The sequence below is a fragment of the Asaccharospora irregularis DSM 2635 genome (assembly GCF_900129815.1).
GTDB classification, from domain to species: domain Bacteria; phylum Bacillota; class Clostridia; order Peptostreptococcales; family Peptostreptococcaceae; genus Asaccharospora; species Asaccharospora irregularis.
Genome location: NZ_FQWX01000013.1, coordinates 45,386 through 69,993 on the forward strand (window position 1 = coordinate 45,386; position 24,608 = coordinate 69,993).

Consider the following 24,608-nt stretch of genomic DNA (forward strand, 5'->3'; position numbering starts at 1 on the left):
TACAGTCGCCTCCAAGATATATAATTTTTTATATCTTTAATTTATCCAAAAAGGCTTTTTGTATTCTTATTTTATTATTCACGATGTAACTTACTGTAGATTCCACCTCTATTTAGTAACTCATCATGAGTACCTCTCTCCTCAATTCCATTATCAGTCAATACTATTATTTCGTCTGCATTTTTTATAGTAGACAATCTATGAGCAACAATTAAATTGGTTCTATCTTTACTTAGTTCCTCTAAAGATAACTGTATCTCCTTTTCTGTTACATTATCTAGTGCAGATGTTGCTTCGTCAAGAATTATTATTGGTGGGTTTTTCAAGAATATTCTAGAGATTGATATTCTTTGTTTTTGTCCTCCAGATAATTTAACTCCTCTTTCACCTATATAAGTGTCATACCCCTTAGGTAGTGTTTGTATAAAGTCGTGTATTCTAGCCTTTTTAGCCGCATCTATTAATTCTTCTTCATTAGCATCTGGGTTACCACAAAGAATATTGTCTCTTATCGTCCCTGTAAATAAAAACACGTCTTGCTGTACCACACCTATATTTTGTCTCAATGATTTTAAACTAACTTCTCTTATACTTTTTCCATCTATTTTTATATCGCCTTTTTCAAAATCATAGAATCTAGGTATTAAATTACACAAAGTAGTTTTTCCTCCACCTGAAGGTCCTACTAATGCTATAGTTTTACCTGCTTCAATTGATAAACTTAAATCATCTAAAACCTGTGTTTCATCCTCATATTTAAATGAAACATTCTCTATTTCTAGATTTCCTTTTACATTTTTTAGTTCAATAGGATTTTTAGGTTCTTTTTCTTGTTCTTGTTTCATTATCTCTGTAAATCTTTCAAATCCAGTCATACCATTTTGATATTGTTCTGTAAAGTTTATAAGTTTTTTAATAGGCTGAACAAACATTTTTACATATAGTATGTATGCTGCAAAATCACCCAAGCTTATTTTGCCTAGATACGTAAAGTATCCTCCTGCTCCAAGAGCTATAAGTTCTAAAATATCCATATATAAATTCATACCTGCAGAGTATTCTGCCATAACTTTATAAGCACCTTCTCTTGCATGCCTAAATATATTATTGCTTTTAGAGAACTTTTCAAATTCTTCTTTTTCAGTACAAAATGACTTTGTAATTTTCATTCCTGCAATACTATTCTCTAAAGTTGCATTTACACTTCCTGTCTCTACTCTAGTTTCCATAAAAGCCTTATTCATTTTTTTTCTTTGGTATGCTGCAAACCAAACCACAAAAGGTATTACCATAAATACCATAAGAGTAAGTGTTACATTTATGTCTAAAAGTATAAAAAATGAGCCTATAAGCATCACTATAGATATAAATAAATCCTCTGGACCATGATGTGCTAACTCAGATATATCCATCAAATCATTTATTATTCTAGACATAATTACACCTGTTTTATTGTTATCAAAATAACTATTAGGTAATTTTTGCAGATGAGTAAAAACTTTCTCTCTCATATCAGCCTGCATTCTAACACCTACAACATGTCCCCAATACTGCATAAAGTAATTAAGGGCAGATTTTGATATAAATATAAATAAAAGGGCAACTACAAATACAATTAGCATCCTCATGTCCTTGTTTGGAACAACATCATCCATTATATTTCTAGCTATCATAGGATAAGCCAAATCACATAGTGCAAATAAAAATGCAGCTAAAAGATCTAATATAAATAATTTTTTGTATGGTTTATAATACTTAACAAATTCTTTTATCATTTTATTTTCCCCTACCTATCTATTTTAATATTTTATTTTTTATATACTATAAAGTCAGTATTTTAATATAAAAAAATATTTTATCATTTATTCATAATTATTTTAATATCCAATTTTAGACGATATTAATCACTAAATTCTAAATAGTATAATCTTGTTTACCTTTTTCGTAAAAAGGCAAAAGTATATTTTTTATACTTTTGCCTTATATGTTACTTATTATATTTTTTAGTATAACCTTCTAGTCTCTTATTATAGATCCCAGTATACTATTTACAGAACTTTTTTTATCTATTATTTTAATATTTTTTATATTTTTGCCTTCTTTAGATATCACTAAAGCTTTTTTTATTTCGCCGCTATCTTCCTTTAACAGATATCCTATAACATTTTCTTTTCTACTTTTATCAAATATCTTAAAATCATAACTATTATCGCCTAACAAACTCTCAAAATCTTTTATATTTACGCCCATATATTTTTTAAAATCTAAACCTTCTATGTCCTTTGATAATAGTTTTGCCTCTTCTCTTCGTTTTTCTATAATAATATATGAATCATCAGTAGAGACTTCCTCTGATCCTTCTAACAACCCGCGAGTCTCAACATCTATAACCTTGTTATCCTCAAGTGATATATATAACGCACTCTTTTCTATATTACTATCTTCCGTATTTTTAGGATAAGTTAGAACTTTAAACGTCTTCTCATCTATAAGTTCCTCTACTGTTTTTGACTTTTCTACATCGCTAAGATTTATATAATAAAATATACTACGAGGTATACCCATATTTTTTATAACATAGTCATAGTCCTTATCTATTATCTCACTTGCATCATTTTGTACCTTTGTCATAGTTTTTTGTTTGGTAACACTATCCGCTACATAATTATCTTCTTTATTATTAATGCTACATCCAGCAACAAGTATACTCATTATAGTGATAAGCAATGATATTTTAATTTTCATAAATCAATCCTCCTTTTTATGAACTAATATAATTTATCTATAGATAAATTATATTTAATTGTTTTTACATATAACTATATTCATTTATTAAAAGTAATTATATAATACTTTTTAAATTTTAGTAACAACTATAGTAATTTTGTAATTTTTTTGAAATATTTTATCGTTTCGATTGATTTTAGATAATATAAAATTAAAAGATTTAAAGTAAACATTCTTATCTATTATAGCAAATTATTCCACAATACGCAAAGAAGTTGAAAATACTACACTTATTTATAACTTTTAACATACGACTTTACTATTAATTTAACATTTATGCTATAATGTAATTAGATGATTTAAGGGGGATTTATTAATGGATTTTAAACAACTTGAAGTATTTGTTGCTGTCGTAAAACACCAAAGTTTCTCAAAAGCTGCAAGAGAACTTTTTTTGACTCAACCAACAGTTAGCGCACATATTCAAAATTTAGAAAGAGAATTGGATACTGTTCTCGTCAATAGAAGCAACAAAATTATTACACTAACAAAATCCGGTAAAATTCTTTATGAGCATGCTATATACATATTAAATAATTGTAAAAGAGCTGTATACGACATAAAAGAATACTCCGGTAAAATAGAAGGTATTATCGATATGGCATGTAGTTCTATACCTGAAACCTATATACTACCTGATTTTCTAAAGAATTTTTCATCTAAATATCCAGATGTGAAATTCAGCATCAGCCATTATGATTCTCAGTACGCTATATCAGAAATCTTAAACGAAAGAATAAGTTTTGGTCTTGTAGGTTCCAAAATCAATAACCCACAAATAGAGTATATAGACTTGGTGGATGATGAACTAGTTCTTATAACTCCATCAAATTTTAAAATAGAAAATACTAACGGCTATATAGATGTTAGTGAACTTTATAACTTCAATTTTATTATGAGAAAAGAAGGTTCTGGTACTAGAAATTTAATATTAAGTACTTTAGATCAAAAGGATTTTCCTGTTAATAAATTAAATACTGTAGCCCATGTTGAATCAAACGAAGCAATAAAAGAAATGGTTAGAATTGGTCTTGGAGTTTCTTTTATATCATATATATCAGCTATTGATTATATTAATTCAGGCAAAATAAATTTTTACAGGGTAAAAGATTTCGACTTCACTAGAAAATTTTACTTTATTTATTCTAAAAAGAAAACCTTTACTCCTTTAGAAGATAAATTTTTAGACAAGCTATCAGACTATTTTGAACTAAAAAGATAGGAGCTATTTTTAAAATAGCCCCTATCTTTTTTTACAGTTTTCTTTTTTTACATGTTTCTTTTTATTATGTAAATTTATCTTTTTCTTATAAATTTACACTAAGAAATGCCTTGTAGCCTTTGTACATTTCATATAAATCAGCTTTAGATACTATTTCATATGGTGCGTGCATATTAAGAACAGATACACCACAGTCTATAACTTCAGCTCCATAATTTGCTAATATGTAGGCTATCGTTCCACCACCACCTTGGTCTACTTTACCAAGTTCTGCAGTTTGCCAAATTACATTTTCTTTGTTGAATATTCTTCTTACCTCAGCCATAAATTCTGCGTTTGCATCATTACATCCAGCTTTACCTTTAACTCCAGTATACTTGTTTAAAACTAATCCTCTACCCATATATGCTGAATTTCTCTTTTCATAAGCATCAGCAAAGTTAGGATCATAACCAGCTGAAACATCTGCTGATAATACCTTAGAGTTTGCCATTGATCTTCTTACCTTTAATTCAGAGTAATTTCCTTCTAATTCTATAAGTTCAGCTAAAGTATTTTCAAAGAATCTAGATTGCATTCCAGTGTTACCTTGAGAACCAACTTCCTCTTTGTCTACGCATAGAACTACTGATGTATAATCGCTAGCATCTATATCTAATATAGATTTAACTGCTGCATAAGAGCATACTCTATCATCATGTCCATAACCTAATATCATAGATCTATCAAACCCTAAATCTCTAGCCTTTCCAGCAGGAACCATTTGTATTTCTGCACTTAAAAAGTCTTCTTCTGTCATTTCATACTTTTCATTTAGTAATTTTAATATATTAGCTTCTATAGCTTCTTTCTCTTCACCTTCTAATGGCATATGTCCTATTAATATATTTAAACTCTCTCCACTTATTCCTTCTCCAAGTTTCTTTTGCATTTGATCTGCTGATAAGTGAACTAATAAATCTGTTATAGAGAATACTGGATCTGAATCATCTTCTCCTATACAGATATCTACTCTTTTACCATCTTTTAATATAACTACACCATGCATAGCAAGTGGTATAGTTGTCCATTGATATTTTTTGATTCCACCATAGTAATGTGTCTTTAAAAATCCTAAGTTAGCTTCTTCATATAATGGGTTAGCCTTTATATCTATTCTAGGGGAATCTATATGCCCTCCTACAATTTTTAAACCTTTTTCTAGTTCATTTTTACCAATTAAAAACAGTGCTATTGCTTTATCTTTATTTATAGCGTATATTTTATCACCAAATTTTATGTTTCCTTTTTCCATAGCTTCTTCTAAAGAAATGTATCCTTTTTCTGTTGCTAATCTTTGTATTTCTTTTATTGATAATCTTTCTGTTTTCCCCTTATCCAAGAAGTCCATATATGACTTAGAGTATTCTAAAACTTCTTGCATATTTCCATTTTTTGATATTTCTTCCCATACATTTTTAAACTCATGTTTTAATTCCATATCTACCCTCCAAATTATTTTTTATTTTATTTTAATTAACTATTTTATACTTTGACAATAGGTTATCGTTTTCATAAAGCTTATTATTAGTCTTATAAATTTAATTATACTCTAGATATTGTTACTAAATAAACAATCGAGCTTATTAATACCCCTCTGGAAAATAAAAATATAAATAGTTATATTTCTAAATTATTAAGTAAAACAGTGTGTATGCAGTATTTAATTAATATTTTTTCACATTTTTCCTTAACTAATATCTATTATCGCATTATTAAAATAGTTAATCAATTTGAATGTTAGCATAATTTTTATTGTCGCGCAATATATAATTTAAACGTAAATTTACTATTTTTAAAATATCCCTAATGTGAAATGAGGGTCAATCTTGACTAATTGCCAGGTTAGATGACCCCATTTCAAAGTTAGCAGTCTAATTTAATATTTATATTAATTAGTTTAATTTTTATTATTTTTTATATAATCTTCATATTCCTCAGGCGAAACAACCTTAACACAGTCTAATCTTGATCTAAAGTGAGCTCTAAAATTTTCTAAATACTCTTTTCTTAGAACTTCTCTTTCCTTTAATTCTTCTTCTGTTAATCCTTCTGCCTTATTTTTTTTAGCTAACTCATTGATTCTATCTAATTTTTTTTGATCAAACATTTTGTCCTCCTAAACTTATAAATCTAATAGAATAATCTATTACTTCTTAAATTTATTTTGTTTTTATATTCTTTTAGGAACTCATCTAAATTTTCACTTATTATAGATATTCCCTTTTCTAACTCTTGTATACTTGCCCTTGCTATATTTATCCTAAAGTATCTATCATCTACTAAATTATCAAAGAAATAAGTCCCTGGAAGCATTGATACCCCTTTTTTTCGCATAAACTCAGTAAAATCTCTGGATAAATAACCTCTTGGAAGTTCTAAGAAGAAGTTTATACCTCCATTAGAATTTCTAACGTTTAATTTAGAGGATAACTTTTCTTTTATTAGACTTTGTGCAAAATTATACTTTTGAGTATATATATTTTCTATGTTCTTTAAATACTCGTCCCAGTCAAAATTTTCCATATAGTAGTACATAGATCTTTGTATAAGACCCGGTGTTGAGATATCCGATGAATACTTCGCCCATAATACCTTTTGAAGTAATTCATTCGGTATTTCTACTACACCTATTCTAAGCCCTGGCATAAGTATTTTTGAGAAGCTCTTTATATATATTACCCTATTTTTATCATCATAACTTTTAAGTGGATTATTATCCAACGAATTAAATGCAAAATCACTTATAAAGTCGTCCTCTATTATATAAAACCCATACTCTTCTGCCAATTCTATCAACTTTTTCTTTTTATAAGTAGAATATGATATTCCCGTAGGATTTTGAAAATTAGGCATAGTATATATTAATTTTGGCTTTATTTTTTCGAGTTTTAACTTTAATATACCTATATCAATCCCATCATCTAACATAGGTATTGATATTATTTTTGCACCTCTACTCTTAAATACTTCTATTGCACCATTATAAGTAGGTTCTTCTACAAATACTACATCTGAGTAATTTATTAGTCCCTTACATACAATATCTATACCTTGCTGAGCTCCAGATATTATTTGAATATTTTCCTTTTCAGTATCTATATTTCTAGTCTTCAAATACTCAACTATCTTCCCTCTTAGATCTTCTGATCCCAGTCCCTCATCATACTCGAATATAGAGCTTCCATCATGAGTTAAAGCCATATTAACGGCACTTTTGAAGTCCTCTATAGGAAATATACCCGTAGAAGGATTTCCATTATCAAGATGTATAATATCTTCTCCTTCAGTTACAGTATTTGGTTTTTCGTTGCTTAAGCTCGATGCAAATGTCCCACTTCCAACAGTCTTGTATACATATCCTTCTTTTTCTAAAAGCTCATATGATTTTACTACTGTCGTATTGTTTACACCCATATACTTAGCTAATTTTCTTATCGGTGGTAGTTTTTCATTTGCCTGTATTTCTTTTTTTAATATTAAATCCATTATATGGTTATATATTTGCAAGTACTTGCTCTTATCTTTTTTTAATTCAAAATTATATTTTCGCATAATTATCACCACTTATACTTTTCATACTTTGTTGATGCTTTTCTTTATATTTGATATTATTTAGTATGTATATATAATACCAAAATTTTTTATAAAAAGGGGAAATATTTATGTTTTATGATTATCATATGCACTCAAGCTTCTCTGCTGATAGTAAAACAGACATGGAAGACATGGTTAAAAATTCAATAGAGTTGGGTCTAAAGGAGATATGTTTTACAGATCATGTAGACTATGACTTAGAAACCGATATTTGTTTTGGAATTAATTATAATGACTACTTTGAAAAACTTGAGTTTCTTAAAAATAAATATAAAAATGAAATATCAATAAAAAAGGGATTAGAATTTGGCCTTCAAACTCAAATAGTTGATAAATGTAGTATTGAAGCAAACCAGTATCCTTTTGATTTTATAATTTGTTCTGTTCATGCTATAAATAAACTTGACTTGTATTTTGACTCTTACTTTAAAGATAAAACTCAGCATCAAGCTTATGAAGAGTATTATATGCAGGTATATAATGTTATAAAAAATTATAAGGACTATTCTGTATTAGGACATTTAGATTTAATTAAAAGATATGGAAATTATGACAAACTATTAGATGATAAGCTATTCTCAGATATAATTGAAGCCATATTAAAACAGGCTATACAAGATGGCAAGGGTATAGAAATAAATACTTCTTGTTACAGATACAATCTACCTGATTTAACTCCATCTAGATACATACTTCAGATGTATAAGGATTTAGGCGGTGAAATTATTACTACAGGATCCGATTCTCACGCTACACATCAAATAGCTACTAAATTTGATTATATCTATTCACTATTAAAACAAATGGGCTTTAATTATGTTACTAGATTTGATAGCATGAAGCCAGAATTTATAAAAATATAATTATTTTATCACCCTCTTATGAATATATTTAAGCATAAGGGGGTGATTTTTTTGAGACTACCTAACCTCGTATTATCAACTATTATTCTGTTTGTATCCAATTTTATAGCTCGTATACTTGGTTTTTTATATAAAGTATTATTATCAACATATCTGGGTGAAACCTATTTGGGTATGTATCATATAGTATTTAATTTTTTGATGATATGCTTAGCTTTCACTACAACTGGTATACCAACTGCCCTAAGTTGTTTGGTTGCAAAAAGAAAAGCTATAAAAGATAACCACTATTCTAATGTTCTTTTTATATCAACTTTATATATAGCCTTTTTTATATCAATGACTATGTCTTTGGTGGTTTCACTAAATAGCAAATTTATATCATCTAAAATACTACATAACTCTGACTTTAGTTTGCTTATATTAGCTATTTGCCCAGCTATTGTTATTGTTACAATATCAAATGTTATTAGAGGATATTACTATGGCATAAAAAAAGTAAAGATTCCAGCCATCAGCCAAATTATAGAACAAGTTAGCAGAATAATACTAGTACTTTCAATTATCCTATATATAAATGATCGATTTTTGAATTGTTATGTTGCTCTTTTGGGAGTATCGCTAGGGGAAATAGCAAGTATCCTGTATATGCTCATATTTCTATACAAGAAACCATACTTTAGTAATAAGTACACTATAAATATAAAGGAATTTTATAACTCATCTTTGGAGACATTAAAAATATCTTTCCCCATAACCTGTAACCGTATGTCAAATATATTTCTACATTCAATTAGCTCTATTATAGTTCCTTCTAGATTGGTTTTGGCTGGGTTTACGTATTATAAAGCACTTAGTATATATGGAATTATAAGTGGGATGGTAATGCCCTTTATTTACCTTCCATTTACAGTTGGCTCTGCATTAGTAGTAAACTTAATTCCTAGTATATCTCAGGAGATGGCACTTAATAATTATAATAATATAACAAAAAAAATAAATTACTCTATACTACTTACTTTGTTCGTAGGAATAATATCAAGCACATTTTTTTACTTTTATGGAAATGATTTATGCCTAAGTATTTTTAAGAATCAATTGGCTGGTTATTATCTAAAATCCATGTGTTTAATCCCTTTATTCTTATCACTAAACCAGACTTTATCAAGTATACTTCACGCTATCAATAAAGAGTTTATAGCAAGTGTAAATACAGTAGTTGGGATGGTTATCCAATTGGTCTGTCTATATTACTTATTACCAATACCCAAACTAAATATATATGCATATATTTATACTGCTACAGCAGTTTCAATGCTTACATGCTTATTACATGCCCTAGTTTTGGTAAAGGCAACAAAAAATTTCAAACATTAGGAGGTAAAAATGAATCTTAATAATAAAGATCTAAAGCCATTTTATATATATACAGATAAAAATTGTCTTTACATAAAAAATATAAATGAACATACAGAAAAATTAGCAAATAACATACATTCATATTGTGCAAATATAGATAATAAAAAGAGGATTCACATCTGTTGTATAGATTTCAATGGAAAACTCATACATATTATGAGTCATAAAAATTACTGGAGAAAAAAAGTTGTGTGTAAGGTTTCTAACTCTGTTAAAAATATAAAGAATATGAGGGTTTTTATAATAAATAACTTTTTAAATATATTTGTAGTTCAACAATACCCTATAGCAGAAGATATATATAGGGTTTCTCACTTAAACTTCAATTACAAAAACTATAGTGTATCTAGACACAATATAAATAGCATCTACAAATACGATGAATCTATCTATAAATTAGAAATAGATAGTTTATCTAACATTATTTTTGAATATAACTCTTTAGATTACTCTACTAAAGATTTAAATAACCACCTCATAGTATTTAATAGTGAATCTAGATCATGGATTAAACCTAATAGACTATTTAGAACAAGTGAAATATCAGATATACCGTGCTCCGACAAACCTAATATAAAGCACGATTTATTTGAATATTGTTATAGTTTGAGTTATAAATTATAGTTGCCTATTTTATAGTTTAAATTAAAATGGTGTATTCATATGAATACACCATTTTGTATATAAATTCTATATTTATAGATTACTTAAATTTAGCAATCACAATGTTTGTCTCTACAATTTTTTCTTTCTCTTCCTTCTTCTCTACTATTAGGTCCACATATTGGGAAATCACATATTTGAGAGAAAGTATCTACTACTCTTGGTTCAATTGGGTTTGCAGCTCCTAGAACAACTATTTGTTCACTTATAAGTGTACTAACAACTTCCTGTACACAAAGCACTACGTCTATATCATTTGGTATACATAGTTCGTATTCACAATCACAATTGCAACTTAAGAATGCCTTACCTATACAATCTACTGTTAGGTTAGTTTTGTACTCTTGTCTTAAAACTACTGATCTTCCATCAGAAGGTAAGCATATTGGTGCTGATAATGTATTGAATGTAAATTCAACATCATCAACTCTACATTTACAGCATCCATGTGATCTTTCCTTAACTGCTGGGTATGCTAATGCAACAAATTTTGTACATCCACATTTACCTCTTAATTCTAATACTAAATCTTCTACTGTTATTGTCAATCCTTTTTGTTTGTAAGAAACTGAAGTTCCTTTTCCTCTTCTGCAGCATTCGCTGTTTCTTTCTCCACATACATCATATTCAAATACAGTTTCACAGTTTCCTCCAACCATTGGTGTTGATGGATCTATATCAAAATCTTCTAAACTTGTTACCCCTGTATTTATTATTGTACCTGTACTATTTACACATACTTTTTCTATAGTTACATTAACTTGACCTGATTTTGGAACAGGTCCATTAACTTCTACTACTTCTATATCAAAAGTTAATGGCTCTCCATTTGGAGCTGTTGCATCAGTAAATACTTGGAATGCCATAGTGTCAAAAACTCTGTTTGTCTCGATTGCATATGGTATGCTATTAGATGTTGATAGCTTTTGAGGAGTTATAGGGCTACAACATTCTGGACCACACTTATTATCAAAACAATTCTCTGCTGATTCTACTCCACATGGTTCACAGTCATCATGTTTAGGTTTGCAGTTGCATATTGTACATTCATAAACTTGGCAATCACTATGCCCATGATCACAACCACAATTATCATGGTGATGATGATGTTCATGATTGCATTCACAACTATCTCCATGGTGATGTTTGGATTTATTTACTCCTCTTGACATATCTTCTTCTAATACTTCTTCTAATACTTCTTCAGTACTAACACTATCTTCAACTGGTTCAACTTGTTTGTTCATAACTTTTCTTCTATTTTTTTTAAGATCTTGCATTTTATATTGTCCTCCCCTTAAACGAATTATTAACTATCTGGCTTTTTCTTGCCTAATTAATAATATGCGTTTTTCTTTATATTTGTTACTTACCTGCAATTACTTAAAAATAGAATAAATATTTTTTACTTAAATATACATATAATGTAAATACTTAGTAAGGGGGACCTATATGAGTTTTTTTAATAATTGCTCAACTATTATAAGACGTTCAAACAAAGATATGTTTTTCATAAGATTAGAAGATGGCATAACGTTTGATTATTTTAACTGTGAAAATGAGTTGGTATCATCCCAAAAAATTTTTCCAAAGACAAATATTGATTTTACAAATTTTTACATATCATTAGATAAAGATGATAATATATACGGTATATATAACGATGAATCTCTTTTTATGATTGAAATTCCTAAAGATTCTACTAAGGTTTCTAGTAAGGAAATTTTGAGTTATGACAATGAAAAGTTCGATATATCATTTCCTTATATAAAGTGTCTAGATGACTCTACACATATACTCTATTATGTTTATGATACCAATTACTCTAATGCCTGCGCACTATTTCATCACTACAAACAAAGAGATTGCTGGATAGAAAACAAAATAGACTTTATAGACAACATACTATTAGATGATTTTTCTGTTATATCTAATCAAAATTCTTTGGTAGTATTTTATTTTAAATTAGTAGACTATCATGAAGAGTTATTTTTTTCTCAGTTTAATTCTAGTAATTTAACATGGTCAAAGCCTATACAGATTACAAATTCAGGAAATAATAAGGTTTATCTCTCTATCCTGAAAGACAGTATGAATTTCTATCATATAAGCTTCTGTGAAAAAATAGACTCTGGATATGTAGTTAGATACATAAACGGCTATTTAAATGAAGGTAGCTTCGATATAGAGATTTCTAATTCCCTAACAAAACCGTCTACCTGTATGTATCCTAGTTTATTAAAAAAAGGTTCTATAACTTATGTAATGTGGGTTGATTTTGGAAGGCTTAATACTAGTATATCCTACGATTTAGGAAAAACATGGTCAAACCAAAAAACAGATGAATTCAGCGTAGAAGATGACTTCGTAAGAGCTAGATTTATATCAAATTACAAAGATGATCTTCCATATAATGCAAGCTGTATATTTACTACATCATCAGCTGTTGAAATACTAGGTTTTTAAAGGTAAACTCTAAAACTATATATAAACTAAAAAACTCCTCTAGCTGTCGCAATATAAACGACATATAGAGGAGTTTTTATCAAAAATATCCCGAAACACCGTTGAGCTGTATAAATTCATACCCGAGATACTCCCAGGTGGGTGATCTGTTAGTAGTTTTTAACGTCCTAACAAAGTAGGCATGTTATAATCCACTAAACACAATCTCCCGTATAACATTTGTCGGTTGAATTTAAACAAGCTTCATCGCATGCTTCAGGATTTCATATATTTATTATATAATAAATCCTGTATTTTTTAAAGTGGTTTTATATAGCAATTCATGTAATATTATATTTTGAAGCTATTAAATTCCACATAGTTTATCATTATTTTATACACTTATTATTAACTTTTTTCGTCTTAGTATGTAAATTTTTTTTAATTTTCTTTGGAATTATCTTCCTCATCATCTTCATAATCCTCGTATTCTATATATTCATACTCGTATTCATATTCAACATCTTCACCTTCGCCGTCATCTTCATCATTATACTCCTCATCTTCGTATTCACCATAGTATTCATATTCATCATCTTCATAATCCTCATAAGTATCCTCTCCTCTTAGGAGACTTCCTAATAATTTAAGGTTATTTGCACTTCCTAAGTTATTTATACTAGCTAGTGAACTTAAACTAAATCCTCCCTCTCCAAAATCATCTGGTAAAAATAGTTCTGCGAATAATTCAATTTTCTTTTTCATATCAATAGCCTTTTCAATTGATTCTTTTCTTTTTTCAGGGAATACTTCTAATATTTCTTTTATCATCATATTTTTTTTATCTTCTTCATCCATACTCCTAAAGAAATTACTTTCCTCATAATCTATTGTATCAATATTACTAAGCTTTTTGATCCCCTTTACCAAATCCAATAGGCTTTCTACTTTTATCAATATCTTTTTTTCATCAGGAGACATATATTTTTTGGTCCTTACTATTATATCCATACCGCGCTCCAAATCATCATCGCTTAAATCCATCAATTTAATACCTCTATTTATATCGTTCATATTAAATTTAATCATATTATCACTATCCCCTTTTAAATCCTTACTTTTTCGTTTTGATTTCTTATTGATTTTCTTGGGATTTGAACTGCTTTTCTCACTCTGATTACCTTTAGGTTTTTTCTTTTTTACTTTCTTAGGTACAGATTTATTTTTATTATCAAATAATGATATATTTCCATTACTTAACGCAATCATTCCGATTATCAACAATAGGTTATTCAATAAAAGTCACCCCTTAAAATATATACTACTACCTTATATATAAAATATGTTTTCTATTCAATTAACGTTACTTTTTTTTAATTCAACTGCATATACATTACCTATAAGAAATTTTATTTACTGTTTATCAATCACAATTATAGGTTTATATCTATATATAAATACTATGACTTAAACCCACTATATATTATAGAAAGGAGTATTTTTTATGAAAAAAATAGATACCGATTCTTTAGAAAAAATGGCCAAACAAAAAAATATAGATAAAGATAAAATTGAGAAAATAGCTGATAACTATAAGGGTAAATCTGAAAGTGAATTGATGGATGAACTAATTAAAATAGGTAAAAATTTGGAAGGACGCGAGGAAGTCGTTTCAAAATTTAAAGCATTTTTAGATGAAGATCAAAAGAAAAAGTTGGATTTTATTATGAATAAAATTTCAAATGCAGAGGTAGAAAGCAAGATAAAAGAAAAAAAATCTGGTAAAAAAGTTAAAAAGGTCGTTAAAAAGGTAAAAAAATAAGGAGTCATATGACTCCTTATTTTCTTTCTATAACACTTTCTCTGTCTATAATCTTATATGGCAATTCCACTTTTTTATTATCTAATATTTCCTTATTTATTAATTTTATTACCATTCTTATAGCTACAGCTCCCATATCATATAGAGGTTGATGAACAGTAGTTAATTTAGGCTTATACATTTTTGCAATCTTAACATCATTGAATCCTGCTACTGATATATCTTCTGGAACCCTATATCCTGCATCACATATAGCATTAATTGCACCTATAGCAGCCTCATCACCTGTAACAAATGCAGCATGAGGTATTATTCCTTCATCTAATAATTCCTTCATACTTTGGTAACCATTTTCATATTCTGTTCCACCATATTTAATAAGATTTTTATCTAGTTTTATATTATTTTGTTCAAGTGCTTCTTCATAACCTGCTAGTCTTTCCATTTCTAAGATAGTATCATCTTTGCTTGTCATTATAAAAGCTATTTTTTCGTGGCCCTTATCTATTAGATACTTTGTCATATCAAAAGTTGCCTTTTTGTTGCTAGTACTAACCGTATATATATCATAATCCCTAGCCGTTTTACTTATATATGTAGCAGGTATACCGCAGTTTTGCATATAGTTTATATGCTCTTGTTCTACTATCCAAGATATCATGACTATTCCTTCTACTTGTTTTGCTCTAAGTAGATTTATACTTTTTAACTCTTGTTCTTTATCAGAGTATGTATTTGCTAAAAGTATATCATAGTCATACATCTTAGCAACTTCCTCTATACCATTTAAAATTTCGTTTACAAATGAATCCGACACCTCTGGCACTATAACTCCTATTAACTGGCTTTTCTTAGTTACTAAGCTTCTAGCAAGTGGATTTGGTATGTATCCCGTTTCCTTTATAACATCTAAAACCTTTTGTTTTACTTCGTCCGTTACTGGTTTTGAGTCATTTATAACTCTTGATACAGTAGATATAGAAACTCCTGCTTGTTTTGCAACATCTTTTATTGTTATGTTATTTTTCAAGTACAATTTCCTCCTTCTATTAATTCCTATTTGTATTTTAACTTTTATCTATTTAATATAAAACTAGTTATCTGTTAAGTAAAATTATATTTTACCATAAATTTATATTCATATAAATACTATATAGATTATATTCTTTATTTTTTATAGAAATATACGTTTATCCTCTTCTTAATTATATCCTTTATATTAATTTGTAAACTTTTTATATTAATTTATATATATCACAAAAAACAATAACAATTTTTTATCTACTGCATACTATATTATGGGAATATTACACGACAACTTTGTACTTACATAAATAATTCATTATTAAAGGGGGATTTTTTTTATGAATAATAAGTTTGGAAGGGTTTTTGACTGTTTCGGTAACAGTGGTTGGTGGATTATAGTTTTATTCTTTTTATTCTTGGCATTTCAAGAATGCTGGAATGAAATATGTATAACTGATTGGATTCCTTTTTTAATACTACTATTAATAGTGTGTTCATGTTCTAGTGGATTTGACGGAAGCTGCGGATGTTTTGATAACAATTATGATTGCGGTTGCTAGTATAAAAATCACTAAAAAAATTTTCATAACAGGTACGAAAGTATTATCAAAATTCACTTAACTAGCATAGTATATCTTAAGAGCGAAAGCTCAATAAATTAAATATCAACAGGAGGTAACGTACTATGCTAGATAGATTTTTCGGTGATGATGGATTTTTTGGAGCAGGAGCATGGTGGATAATAGTATTATTCTTCTTATTCCTAGCTTTTGGTGAGAGTTGGGTAGACATAGACATAATGGCTTGGATACCTTTCTTGATAATATTATTAATACTTTGTAGCTGTGGTGGATGTTTAGATTAGGGTAACAAAATATATATAATCTCATATAATATAACATACTAAAAGTATTTTAACTAATCATCAGTTAAGGGTTAGAACTATAATTTAAATCAATTTTATTAAGGGGAGGACTTAATTATGCTAAGTAGATTTTTTGGTGAAGATGGATTCTTCGGAGCAGGAGCATGGTGGATAATAGTATTATTCTTCTTATTCCTAGCTTTCGGTGAAAGTTGGGTAGACATAGATATAATGGCTTGGATACCTTTCTTAATATTATTATTAATAACTTGTTCATGCGCTGGATTCTTTGAAGATGACGGATGTGGATGCTGCTAATATATAAATATATCTAAGATTAGTAGATATTCAAAAGGTGTTGGTTATATTCCAACACCTTTTGTTTTTTTATATAATAATGGAACTAAAGAATAGGCAATTAAAAATCTTTGCCTATCCCCTAGTTCCATTATTTTTTAACTAATTGTTTATATACTATAATTAGCAACAACAACCATCATCAAAGCTAGTTAAAAGAAGTATTATTAGTACTATCCATATTAATGCCATGTCATCACAAAATAGCCACTGTATTATATCTTCTCCTAGTGCAAGAATTGCCACTATTATAATTAGCACTATGAACCCAGGCCCAAATAGATCTTTGTTGCATGGTCCACATCCAAAAAATCTTGACAGTTTATTCTCATTTGACATATTTTTAGCCCCCTTATTTATTTTTTAGGTGTTTATTCTCCTATTTACTACATATTATGTAAATATAGTAAAAATGTTCCTGGATTTGTCCACATTTGACTTCTATAAATAAAGTTTATTCTTCTAAACTAATCTATTAACTCAAAAAAAAAGAAACCCCACAGGTCTCTTTTTTTGGATTAAGTTTTTATTATATAGATAGATCTACTAGCAACAACAATCATCGAAATTAAATAATAATAATATCACTAATATAACCCATACCCAGGCGTTTTCATCTTCCAAGAAAACTTCTAAAATATCTGTACATAATAGCAAGAATACTATGACTATTACTACCAACATCTTATTACCAAAAAGGCCATCATCTCCCCCCAAGAAACGTGATAAAGTATCTTCTAGTTTTGCCATGACCTTCCCCCCTCAAATCTTATTTAGTCAAAATTTATCCTTAACTAAATATATGCTTTATTAAATAAATAAGTTACCTCTAACCCCTTAGCTTGTTGTGTACGAACTTGCCTATTAGATGGTCTGGATAGAATAGAAACAAATTTTTTATTTATTAATCCCTCTAATTCATCATCACCTAATTTACTATATAGATTAAAGTCATTTAAATATTTATCTTCATTCTTAGATATAGTCTTTATCAAACTATCTATAGATTTAATTTTGTATTCCTTATAATCACATACTAAAAATGATGTTTTACTACTTTTTATACCATCCTTAATTTTAACCAATCTATCTACATACTCTTTTTTATTTTTATCTATTTCTGAACTATTTTTTATTACCTCTTCTGAGATTATATTAATTTCCATAACATAATCCTCCATCTTTTGCATATCCAAAGTTATTGAGTTATAATAAAAATTCACCAGCACTACTAAAGTAACACATATAGATGATACTAATAGTCCTACATACTTCATAACATTCCTCCTAAGTTTATTTATTAATATATTAAATTTATATTCATTTCTTAAAAAAATATTACTTTTTACCAATTGGATATTGAAAATTATTTAATATTATATTAAACTACAATTAAAATTACTTAACTGCTTTAGGAGGATTAATATGTTTGAAAGAATCAAAGAAATAATAGCAGAACAATTAGGATTAGACAATTTAGATGAGATAACTTTAGAAACATCTCTAATAGATGATTTAGAAGCAGACTCTTTAGATGCTGTCGAAATAATTATGGCCCTTGAAGATGAGTATGAAATAGAGATACCTGATGAAGAAGCTGAGCACTTCAAAAGCATCGGAGATATATGTAGATTTATAGAAGATATCAAATAAAAAAAAACCGAGTTATTAACTCGGTTTTTTTGTTTTAGCAACAACATCCATCATCATAACTATTGCTAAATAAAAGTACTATTAAAACAACAAGTATAATCCATACTAACGAATCACTTTGTTCGAAAAAACAACATAAATTATCTGGTCCTATCAATAAAAGAACTACTGCCCCTATTATAATAAATAATAATAAAGGGTTATCATCTATACAGTCAAAACCTCTCAACATATCCCCTAAATTTGCCATAGCTGCCTCCTTTTAAAAAATATAATCCTTGATGCAAATTTATATACTTAATTATATATATGTTGATTCTAGGTTATAAATGCTTGTACCTACTCTATTAACTTTTTATTTTTCCTCATAAAATGTAACATTTTTTATTACAATATCTATAGTACCATCTTCATTTTGTCTTACACTATATTTCATAGGATCTTCAAAATCAGATAGGTTCCCTTTTATATCAAACCCATTGTCTGTCTTTATATTTCTCTTTTTAAGCTTCTTCTCTACCCATTTTTTGTCTATATTAAACCTTTGGTCTAATCCCTTCTCTTCCATATGTTCTTTTAGGCTATCTCTAAGATTAGAATCCGATATAGAGTTTTCAACAAAGTCATCTACATCTATTTCATTTTTTTCTTTCAATGTATAATTGAGTATACTTCTTACGTCCTCCGCCTGTTTTATATCGCTACTCAATGCGTTTGTTATCCAGTTTTCAGTGGTATTTTTAAATACCTTGGTCTTGTATTTATCATCGTCTATTTTTTCTACATTTAAAAATTCTGTCACAAACTTAGATTCCACACCTTGTTTTTCTGCATCTTTGTCTAAAAGTCTTAGATGATACTCATCATTTATACCATTTGGCCCTATTAAAGCACACTGTTTTTGCTTTTGTGTTTCTGATATACCTATTTCATTAGACACCATTTGAATATTAAATTTATCGTCTACAAATTCTATAGAATGAGTGTAAAGTTTTTTATAATCTAATTTTATTATAGCAACATTTTTTTCATCCTTAACTGTATAAAGACATATAGCCAAATCACAAGACTCTATTTCTGCATTTATTTTCATAATTTCAAATAGATATGCTGCTATTTCTTTGGAGTTTTGTAAAAATGTATTTTCATCATATATAATTTGTTCACAGCAGTTTTTTATTATATTGTCATTATAGTTTTTAAATACTCCTTTTCTTAAATCATCATCCTTTGTAACTCTTTTTATTATCTTTTGAAAAAACTTATCCACTTCTTGATTTATTTTACCTTCATAATCATTTAATATTGGCATTTCACTGTTTTTGTCCAAAACGTGAATAATAAACTTATGTATTATCATAATTCCACCTCTATTTAACATCCAATGTATACAACAACACCAGATTATATTTTCTTTATTTCTATTTTAACCTTTCTATTAAAAGCTCCATATCCTTTGGAAGTTTCGCCTCAAACCTTAATTTTTCCTTAGTTCTAGGTTGATTAAATTCTAAGCTATATGCATGTAGAGCCTGTCTATTTATTAAACTCTCATCTACATAACCATAAAGTTCATCACCTATTATCCCATGACCTATATAATCCATATGAACCCTTATTTGATGTGTTCTACCAGTCTCTAGCTTCACTTCTAATACAGTAGCTTCATTTAAACGTTCTAATACCTTATAGTGTGTTATAGACCTTTGCCCTCTTTCATCTACAACTCTTTTTATTGAATCTTCAGATGTTCTATATATCGGCTGATCTATAGTCCCTTCTTCATTTTCTACTATACCTTTTACTACTGTTATATATGTTTTCTCTACCTTATTTTCCCCCATATCTGTTGATAGAGTATGATGGGCATAAGCATTTTTCGCTACAACTACAAGACCTGATGTATTCATATCAAGCCTATTCACAAACCTTATTTTTACAGGCTCTCCCTTTTTAGTTATATGGTAAGTTACACCATTTGCAATGGTATTATCAAAATGACTTTTTGTCGGATGAACTACCATAAAAGGTGGTTTATTTACCATTATTAAATCAAAGTCATCATATAAAATTTCAATACCTAGATCCTGTGGCTCAAACCCTGCCATCTCTTCTTCTATTTTAACTTCTATTAAGTCTCCTTCTAGTACCTTTTCTGAAGGTTTTTTATATTTACCATTGACAAATACAGATCTGTTTTTCTTCATTTTTGATAAAGACCTTACTGAGAAGTTTAATTTATCTAATAATATTTCTTTAAGAGTCAACTCTTCTTCACTTATGTATGACATGAGATTATATCTTTGTTCTTCTTTTTTAAACAATTTTACACCGCCTTATATGATTTTTGCCTTTAATTATATATTTTACACTAATTTTTAATTATAGGGTAATGTATAATATAAAATTTTCTATCTAAAACCTTTAAAGGATAATTTTTTTGAAATGCATATAATTTCCTATACATTATAAAAAAATAAATCTATACAGCTAATTAAAACTATATAAATTTATTTTTTTAAAGCTATCTAAATTTATTCTTTTAAACTTATACTTGTTCCTTTAAATTCTTGCTTCTTCCAAACAATAACGATGTAACTAATATGCAACAAATACCGCCTAAAACAAACGGTAGTCTATTTCCATAGTCAAATATAAATCCAGATACCAATGAGCCTGTCACCATTCCTATAGCCTTAAATGAACCTTGTATACCAATGACTTCTCCATAATTATTTTTTGCCAATTTAGAAATCAAGCTTTGCTGTATCGGTGTTATTAGTGCACTGACAGCCAAAAATACTATTATCATCATCAAACTAAACCAAATGTTTGAACTTAAACTTGCAAGCAAAATAGAAATACCAGCTATTGCCGATGCTATGTATATAGTTTTTATATCTTCTACTCTTTTGCTTAAATAAGGGTTTACAAATAAATTCATGCATAGGGCAACGACTCCTGCTAAGGCCATAACCATACCATTTATCGAAGTGGACATATGTAAAACTGATTCTACATAATAATTTATACTTGAATTGTATGCAGTCGTTGAAATGGTTATAAGGGTCATTACTACCATCATAACTCCAAGTGTTGAACTTAGGTCTATATATGTTTTTCCTGGCTTTAAGTGCTTTAGATAAATCTTAATCTTATCAGATTTAATACAAACAGTTTCATCTAATATAAAGTAAATTACAGCTCCAGATATAATACAATTTATAAATTGAACTAAAAAAGTATATTTGTACCCATATCCTCCTATAAATCCTCCTAATAATGCCCCAACCGATGCTGCTATAGATATAGTAGCGGTTTGATAAGACATATACTTGATTCTTTCTTCCTCTGTAGAGATATCTGTGATATATGCTATTGATACAGTAGTGAAGGCCACTGACATAGCCCCTGCCATTATTCTAAATATCAAAATTATAAACTGATTAGGAATAAATCCAAATCCTAGCTGACTTATACCATAACCTACTACTCCAATAATCATTATATTTTTTCTTCCTCTTATATCAGATATTGATCCCCAAATGGGTGACATTACAAAATTGGATATTGCCATAGTAGAATAAAATACTCCAAACATATAAGTCGGTAAACCTAAAGTATTTATTAGATTTGGAGTTACTGGGTGTGCCATGTTGAAAGTTGCCATGGTTATAAAGCTTATGAATATTATTTTTTTGATTTTGTTACTGTCCATTATATCTCCTAACTGTCTTAAAATTTCTAGTTATATTATACCCTATAACATGGAAATCTTAACAGATTAGTTTTTTTACATTTTCTCTAAATAAAATAATTTAATATTTTTCAATTCGAATAGATATAGTTATTTATAGTTAATTCATTAACATTTTTTCAGTCATTTTTCAGTCATTTAAGTTTATTTATATACCTGTACTATTAATTATAAGTTGTTAATCTCATTTATACTGGCACTATATATTATAATACTTCCTATTGTTTTGTGTTATAATACAAAGTATATGGTAATACATATATTTTGTACGATATTCAAAACTCAAAATTCTATAAATTTCTATGTGTTATAAAGAGGTGGAAATATGAATAAAATTATAACTATAAATTCAAATAAATTGAATAAATCTATTGAAACTAAAGAGCTGTTAAATAAAAAACTTACAGAGGCTGGATTTGAGGTATGTTATGATTTCCATCCAGACACAGAACTTATTATATCAATAGGAGGAGATGGTTCTTTCTTAAAGACCGTCCACGATTTCAATTTTCCTCAAGTTCCAATTATGGGAATAAACACAGGGCATCTCGGTTTTTTCCCTGAGATTTACCCTGATGATATCGATAGATTTATTGAAAATTATAAAAAAGAAGATTACCTTATCCAAGAAATAACTCTTCTTCAAGCCGATATCTATACAAAAAAGGGAAAAGAAAGTGTCTTCGGGGTAAACGAGGTGGTCATAAAGGGAGATAGGTCGAGAACTATACATCTTAACCTCACAGTTAACGATAGGCATGTTCAAAATTTCAGCGGTGATGGTATGATTATTTCTACTCCTACTGGTTCAACTGCATATAATTATGCTGCCGGGGGTAGTATTGTTGATAGTAGACTAGAAATCATGCAACTAACTCCACTGCACCCGATAAATACAAATGCATATAGGTGTTTTACATCTAGTATAATATTCTCTAATGATTCTTTGATAAAAATAACACCTGAATATAGATTTGAAGACTCTATTTTGATAGTAGTTGATGGTGTTGAAAGACGAGTAAATAAACTTTCTAGTGTAAACTTATTTTTATCTAATCTAAAAATAAAGCTACTTAGAATGTCAAATTATGAATTTTGGGGAAGAGCTTCCGAAAAATTCTTATAAGTTATAATCAGTTTAGGAGGAATTAATATGAAAATAGGAGTTATGAGTGATACTCATGGTAGTTCACTTTATTTTGAAAAAGCATTAAGTATACTATCCGACTGTGACGTATTACTTCACGGCGGAGATATTTTATACCATGGACCTAGAAATGATATACCTAAAGGCTATGATCCAAAAAAACTTATCGAAACTTTAAACAATCTACAAAATATTATAATATCTAAGGGAAACTGTGATGCAGATGTAGACCAAATGGTTATAAATCATCCTATACAAAGTCCCTATGTTATGAGTCAGTTTGAAGAGGTAAGAATCCTATTAAATCACGGGTATACAGATTCTAAAGATAAAATCATTGAAAATGCTAAAAGAATGGGTGCTGATATACTAATTCTTGGCCACACCCATATAAAAGAACTTTACCTTGATGATAGTTTAGTAGTTTTAAACCCTGGTAGTACATCAATCCCTAAAGATGGTACTCACTCAGTAGCTATAATTGAAATAATAAATTCTGATGAAGATGAATTTGAACTAGATATCAATTTAATAGATATAGAAAATGGTGAAATTATAAATATTGATTAATACTAAGATTATATATAATAATATAGAAAAATTTTTCTATGAATTATAAAAAGTAAAGGAGCTACTTTTTTGGGCTGTATAATATTTAGCGTTGATGGTAATAAAAAATCCATAATTGTCGTTAGACAAAAATGGACTAATTACTATCAGCGCTATTATTTTTTAAAAAAATAAAGAACACATGTCAAACTCGTTGTATAATTAAGTCACGACAACAAAATAAACGAGGAGGTTTGACATGTGCTCAAATGATATTATATCAAATATTCTAGGAATTAGCGATAAAAATTTAGTATTTACAGGAGATGGAATTGAAAAAATAAGAGGTATTGAGTTTAAGGTATTAAACGCAGTGCTTACATATGTTCCAAAAGCA

The 24,608-nt window shown here is 28.3% G+C and carries 27 protein-coding genes and 1 other RNA gene; 12 read left to right on the plus strand and 16 right to left on the minus strand.

Going from position 1 to position 24,608, the window contains the following annotated elements:
• Window positions 1–74 precede the first annotated feature (74 nt).
• Window positions 75–1,775, minus strand: coding sequence for an ABC transporter ATP-binding protein (locus BUB34_RS07025; protein WP_073125886.1), 1,701 nt, complete (start codon window positions 1,773–1,775; stop codon window positions 75–77).
• A gap of 241 nt (window positions 1,776–2,016) precedes the next feature.
• Window positions 2,017–2,745 carry a hypothetical protein gene (locus BUB34_RS07030; protein WP_073125888.1) on the minus strand — a complete coding sequence of 243 codons (729 nt, stop codon included), beginning with the start codon at window positions 2,743–2,745 and terminating at the stop codon, window positions 2,017–2,019.
• A 358-nt stretch (window positions 2,746–3,103) separates the two neighbouring features.
• Between BUB34_RS07030 and BUB34_RS07035 the strand changes: the two genes are divergently transcribed.
• Window positions 3,104–4,009, plus strand: coding sequence for a selenium metabolism-associated LysR family transcriptional regulator (locus tag BUB34_RS07035; RefSeq protein ID WP_073125894.1), 906 nt, complete (start codon window positions 3,104–3,106; stop codon window positions 4,007–4,009).
• Window positions 4,010–4,094: 85 nt separating this feature from the next.
• On the opposite strand, the gene BUB34_RS07040 is transcribed toward BUB34_RS07035, so the two are convergent.
• From BUB34_RS07040 to pdxR, 3 genes are all read right to left on the minus strand, one after another.
• Entirely contained in the window at window positions 4,095–5,489 is a 1,395-nt protein-coding gene (locus BUB34_RS07040; protein ID WP_073125896.1) for an aminopeptidase, read from the minus strand.
• A gap of 459 nt (window positions 5,490–5,948) precedes the next feature.
• The gene (locus BUB34_RS07045; RefSeq protein ID WP_073125898.1) at window positions 5,949–6,158 is read right to left on the minus strand and encodes a DUF896 domain-containing protein; all 210 of its coding nucleotides are present in this window, start codon (window positions 6,156–6,158) and stop codon (window positions 5,949–5,951) included.
• 23 nt (window positions 6,159–6,181) lie between these two features.
• On the minus strand, window positions 6,182–7,603 hold the full coding sequence (gene pdxR, locus BUB34_RS07050; protein ID WP_084120264.1) for a MocR-like pyridoxine biosynthesis transcription factor PdxR: 1,422 nt from the start codon (window positions 7,601–7,603) through the stop codon (window positions 6,182–6,184).
• Between the two features lie 110 nt (window positions 7,604–7,713).
• Between pdxR and BUB34_RS07055 the strand changes: the two genes are divergently transcribed.
• Genes BUB34_RS07055 through BUB34_RS07065 form a run of 3 tightly spaced genes read left to right on the plus strand, consistent with a single transcriptional unit; the run spans window position 7,714 to window position 10,551 of the window.
• Window positions 7,714–8,508, plus strand: a complete 795-nt coding sequence (locus BUB34_RS07055; RefSeq protein ID WP_073125899.1) for a histidinol-phosphatase HisJ family protein — start codon at window positions 7,714–7,716, stop codon at window positions 8,506–8,508.
• Between the two features lie 51 nt (window positions 8,509–8,559).
• Window positions 8,560–9,885 (plus strand): polysaccharide biosynthesis protein, encoded by a 1,326-nt coding sequence (locus BUB34_RS07060; RefSeq protein WP_073125901.1) that lies wholly within the window; start codon window positions 8,560–8,562, stop codon window positions 9,883–9,885.
• Window positions 9,886–9,894: 9 nt separating this feature from the next.
• Window positions 9,895–10,551 carry a hypothetical protein gene (locus BUB34_RS07065; RefSeq protein ID WP_073125903.1) on the plus strand — a complete coding sequence of 219 codons (657 nt, stop codon included), beginning with the start codon at window positions 9,895–9,897 and terminating at the stop codon, window positions 10,549–10,551.
• Between the two features lie 89 nt (window positions 10,552–10,640).
• Here the strand turns inward: BUB34_RS07065 and BUB34_RS07070 are convergent, their stop codons facing one another.
• Window positions 10,641–11,870 carry an exosporium morphogenetic protein CdeC gene (locus BUB34_RS07070; protein ID WP_073125904.1) on the minus strand — a complete coding sequence of 410 codons (1,230 nt, stop codon included), beginning with the start codon at window positions 11,868–11,870 and terminating at the stop codon, window positions 10,641–10,643.
• A 172-nt stretch (window positions 11,871–12,042) separates the two neighbouring features.
• Here BUB34_RS07070 and BUB34_RS07075 point away from each other — a divergent pair, with 172 nt between their 5' ends.
• Window positions 12,043–13,056, plus strand: a complete 1,014-nt coding sequence (locus BUB34_RS07075) for a hypothetical protein (protein ID WP_073125937.1) — start codon at window positions 12,043–12,045, stop codon at window positions 13,054–13,056.
• A gap of 83 nt (window positions 13,057–13,139) precedes the next feature.
• Here the strand turns inward: BUB34_RS07075 and ssrS are convergent.
• Both ssrS and BUB34_RS07085 read right to left on the minus strand, forming a co-directional pair.
• Window positions 13,140–13,321: non-coding RNA, 6S RNA (ssrS, locus tag BUB34_RS07080), on the minus strand.
• Between the two features lie 155 nt (window positions 13,322–13,476).
• A complete protein-coding gene (locus BUB34_RS07085) occupies window positions 13,477–14,331 on the minus strand; it encodes a hypothetical protein (RefSeq protein ID WP_242948848.1) in 855 nt (284 codons plus the stop codon).
• Between the two features lie 208 nt (window positions 14,332–14,539).
• Here BUB34_RS07085 and BUB34_RS07090 point away from each other — a divergent pair, with 208 nt between their 5' ends.
• Window positions 14,540–14,857 (plus strand): hypothetical protein, encoded by a 318-nt coding sequence (locus tag BUB34_RS07090; protein ID WP_073125938.1) that lies wholly within the window; start codon window positions 14,540–14,542, stop codon window positions 14,855–14,857.
• A gap of 16 nt (window positions 14,858–14,873) precedes the next feature.
• Here BUB34_RS07090 and BUB34_RS07095 read toward each other — a convergent pair whose 3' ends face one another.
• Window positions 14,874–15,887 carry a LacI family DNA-binding transcriptional regulator gene (locus BUB34_RS07095; protein WP_143153344.1) on the minus strand — a complete coding sequence of 338 codons (1,014 nt, stop codon included), beginning with the start codon at window positions 15,885–15,887 and terminating at the stop codon, window positions 14,874–14,876.
• A gap of 334 nt (window positions 15,888–16,221) precedes the next feature.
• On the opposite strand from BUB34_RS07095, the gene BUB34_RS07100 reads away from it, so the two are divergent.
• From BUB34_RS07100 to BUB34_RS07110, 3 genes are all read left to right on the plus strand, one after another.
• Window positions 16,222–16,443: a hypothetical protein gene (locus tag BUB34_RS07100; RefSeq protein WP_073125942.1), complete on the plus strand. Its 222-nt coding sequence runs from the start codon at window positions 16,222–16,224 to the stop codon at window positions 16,441–16,443.
• Window positions 16,444–16,568: 125 nt separating this feature from the next.
• On the plus strand, window positions 16,569–16,748 hold the full coding sequence (locus BUB34_RS07105) for a hypothetical protein (RefSeq protein ID WP_073125944.1): 180 nt from the start codon (window positions 16,569–16,571) through the stop codon (window positions 16,746–16,748).
• A 117-nt stretch (window positions 16,749–16,865) separates the two neighbouring features.
• Window positions 16,866–17,066, plus strand: coding sequence for a hypothetical protein (locus BUB34_RS07110; protein WP_073125945.1), 201 nt, complete (start codon window positions 16,866–16,868; stop codon window positions 17,064–17,066).
• Window positions 17,067–17,228: 162 nt separating this feature from the next.
• Here the strand turns inward: BUB34_RS07110 and BUB34_RS07115 are convergent, their stop codons facing one another.
• The 3 genes from BUB34_RS07115 to BUB34_RS07125 all read right to left on the minus strand — a co-directional run bounded on the left by BUB34_RS07115 (window position 17,229) and on the right by BUB34_RS07125 (window position 18,382).
• Window positions 17,229–17,444, minus strand: coding sequence for a hypothetical protein (locus tag BUB34_RS07115; protein WP_073125947.1), 216 nt, complete (start codon window positions 17,442–17,444; stop codon window positions 17,229–17,231).
• Window positions 17,445–17,651: 207 nt separating this feature from the next.
• Entirely contained in the window at window positions 17,652–17,855 is a 204-nt protein-coding gene (locus tag BUB34_RS07120; protein ID WP_073125949.1) for a hypothetical protein, read from the minus strand.
• Window positions 17,856–17,899: 44 nt separating this feature from the next.
• The gene (locus BUB34_RS07125; protein ID WP_073125951.1) at window positions 17,900–18,382 is read right to left on the minus strand and encodes a hypothetical protein; all 483 of its coding nucleotides are present in this window, start codon (window positions 18,380–18,382) and stop codon (window positions 17,900–17,902) included.
• A gap of 148 nt (window positions 18,383–18,530) precedes the next feature.
• Here BUB34_RS07125 and acpP point away from each other — a divergent pair, with 148 nt between their 5' ends.
• Window positions 18,531–18,758: an acyl carrier protein gene (acpP, locus tag BUB34_RS07130; RefSeq protein WP_073125953.1), complete on the plus strand. Its 228-nt coding sequence runs from the start codon at window positions 18,531–18,533 to the stop codon at window positions 18,756–18,758.
• Window positions 18,759–18,792: 34 nt separating this feature from the next.
• Here the strand turns inward: acpP and BUB34_RS07135 are convergent, their stop codons facing one another.
• The 4 genes from BUB34_RS07135 to BUB34_RS07150 all read right to left on the minus strand — a co-directional run bounded on the left by BUB34_RS07135 (window position 18,793) and on the right by BUB34_RS07150 (window position 22,476).
• Window positions 18,793–19,008, minus strand: coding sequence for a hypothetical protein (locus tag BUB34_RS07135; protein WP_073125955.1), 216 nt, complete (start codon window positions 19,006–19,008; stop codon window positions 18,793–18,795).
• 105 nt (window positions 19,009–19,113) lie between these two features.
• On the minus strand, window positions 19,114–20,118 hold the full coding sequence (locus BUB34_RS07140) for a nucleoid-associated protein (protein ID WP_073125957.1): 1,005 nt from the start codon (window positions 20,116–20,118) through the stop codon (window positions 19,114–19,116).
• A 61-nt stretch (window positions 20,119–20,179) separates the two neighbouring features.
• Window positions 20,180–21,082, minus strand: a complete 903-nt coding sequence (locus BUB34_RS07145) for an RluA family pseudouridine synthase (protein WP_084120266.1) — start codon at window positions 21,080–21,082, stop codon at window positions 20,180–20,182.
• Window positions 21,083–21,306: 224 nt separating this feature from the next.
• Window positions 21,307–22,476: an MFS transporter gene (locus BUB34_RS07150; RefSeq protein WP_073125959.1), complete on the minus strand. Its 1,170-nt coding sequence runs from the start codon at window positions 22,474–22,476 to the stop codon at window positions 21,307–21,309.
• Window positions 22,477–22,840: 364 nt separating this feature from the next.
• Here BUB34_RS07150 and BUB34_RS07155 point away from each other — a divergent pair, with 364 nt between their 5' ends.
• Both BUB34_RS07155 and yfcE read left to right on the plus strand, forming a co-directional pair.
• Entirely contained in the window at window positions 22,841–23,641 is an 801-nt protein-coding gene (locus BUB34_RS07155) for an NAD(+)/NADH kinase (protein ID WP_073125961.1), read from the plus strand.
• A 27-nt stretch (window positions 23,642–23,668) separates the two neighbouring features.
• The gene (gene yfcE, locus BUB34_RS07160) at window positions 23,669–24,232 is read left to right on the plus strand and encodes a phosphodiesterase (RefSeq protein ID WP_073125963.1); all 564 of its coding nucleotides are present in this window, start codon (window positions 23,669–23,671) and stop codon (window positions 24,230–24,232) included.
• The last annotated feature ends 376 nt before the right edge of the window (window positions 24,233–24,608 follow it).

Coding starts and splice junctions, on each gene's coding strand:
- BUB34_RS07150 (WP_073125959.1), bottom strand. CDS start 22,476: ATGGACAGTAACAAAATCAAAAAAATAATATTCATAAGCTTTATAACC.
- BUB34_RS07090 (WP_073125938.1), top strand. CDS start 14,540: ATGAAAAAAATAGATACCGATTCTTTAGAAAAAATGGCCAAACAAAAA.
- BUB34_RS07055 (WP_073125899.1), top strand. CDS start 7,714: ATGTTTTATGATTATCATATGCACTCAAGCTTCTCTGCTGATAGTAAA.
- BUB34_RS07155 (WP_073125961.1), top strand. CDS start 22,841: ATGAATAAAATTATAACTATAAATTCAAATAAATTGAATAAATCTATT.
- pdxR (WP_084120264.1), bottom strand. CDS start 7,603: ATGCGAAAATATAATTTTGAATTAAAAAAAGATAAGAGCAAGTACTTG.
- BUB34_RS07035 (WP_073125894.1), top strand. CDS start 3,104: ATGGATTTTAAACAACTTGAAGTATTTGTTGCTGTCGTAAAACACCAA.
- BUB34_RS07120 (WP_073125949.1), bottom strand. CDS start 17,855: ATGGCAAAACTAGAAGATACTTTATCACGTTTCTTGGGGGGAGATGAT.
- BUB34_RS07105 (WP_073125944.1), top strand. CDS start 16,569: ATGCTAGATAGATTTTTCGGTGATGATGGATTTTTTGGAGCAGGAGCA.
- BUB34_RS07125 (WP_073125951.1), bottom strand. CDS start 18,382: ATGAAGTATGTAGGACTATTAGTATCATCTATATGTGTTACTTTAGTA.
- BUB34_RS07075 (WP_073125937.1), top strand. CDS start 12,043: ATGAGTTTTTTTAATAATTGCTCAACTATTATAAGACGTTCAAACAAA.
- BUB34_RS07030 (WP_073125888.1), bottom strand. CDS start 2,745: ATGAAAATTAAAATATCATTGCTTATCACTATAATGAGTATACTTGTT.
- yfcE (WP_073125963.1), top strand. CDS start 23,669: ATGAAAATAGGAGTTATGAGTGATACTCATGGTAGTTCACTTTATTTT.
- acpP (WP_073125953.1), top strand. CDS start 18,531: ATGTTTGAAAGAATCAAAGAAATAATAGCAGAACAATTAGGATTAGAC.
- BUB34_RS07025 (WP_073125886.1), bottom strand. CDS start 1,775: ATGATAAAAGAATTTGTTAAGTATTATAAACCATACAAAAAATTATTT.
- BUB34_RS07110 (WP_073125945.1), top strand. CDS start 16,866: ATGCTAAGTAGATTTTTTGGTGAAGATGGATTCTTCGGAGCAGGAGCA.
- BUB34_RS07135 (WP_073125955.1), bottom strand. CDS start 19,008: ATGGCAAATTTAGGGGATATGTTGAGAGGTTTTGACTGTATAGATGAT.
- BUB34_RS07115 (WP_073125947.1), bottom strand. CDS start 17,444: ATGTCAAATGAGAATAAACTGTCAAGATTTTTTGGATGTGGACCATGC.
- BUB34_RS07065 (WP_073125903.1), top strand. CDS start 9,895: ATGAATCTTAATAATAAAGATCTAAAGCCATTTTATATATATACAGAT.
- BUB34_RS07070 (WP_073125904.1), bottom strand. CDS start 11,870: ATGCAAGATCTTAAAAAAAATAGAAGAAAAGTTATGAACAAACAAGTT.
- BUB34_RS07100 (WP_073125942.1), top strand. CDS start 16,222: ATGAATAATAAGTTTGGAAGGGTTTTTGACTGTTTCGGTAACAGTGGT.
- BUB34_RS07140 (WP_073125957.1), bottom strand. CDS start 20,118: ATGATAATACATAAGTTTATTATTCACGTTTTGGACAAAAACAGTGAA.
- BUB34_RS07040 (WP_073125896.1), bottom strand. CDS start 5,489: ATGGAATTAAAACATGAGTTTAAAAATGTATGGGAAGAAATATCAAAA.
- BUB34_RS07045 (WP_073125898.1), bottom strand. CDS start 6,158: ATGTTTGATCAAAAAAAATTAGATAGAATCAATGAGTTAGCTAAAAAA.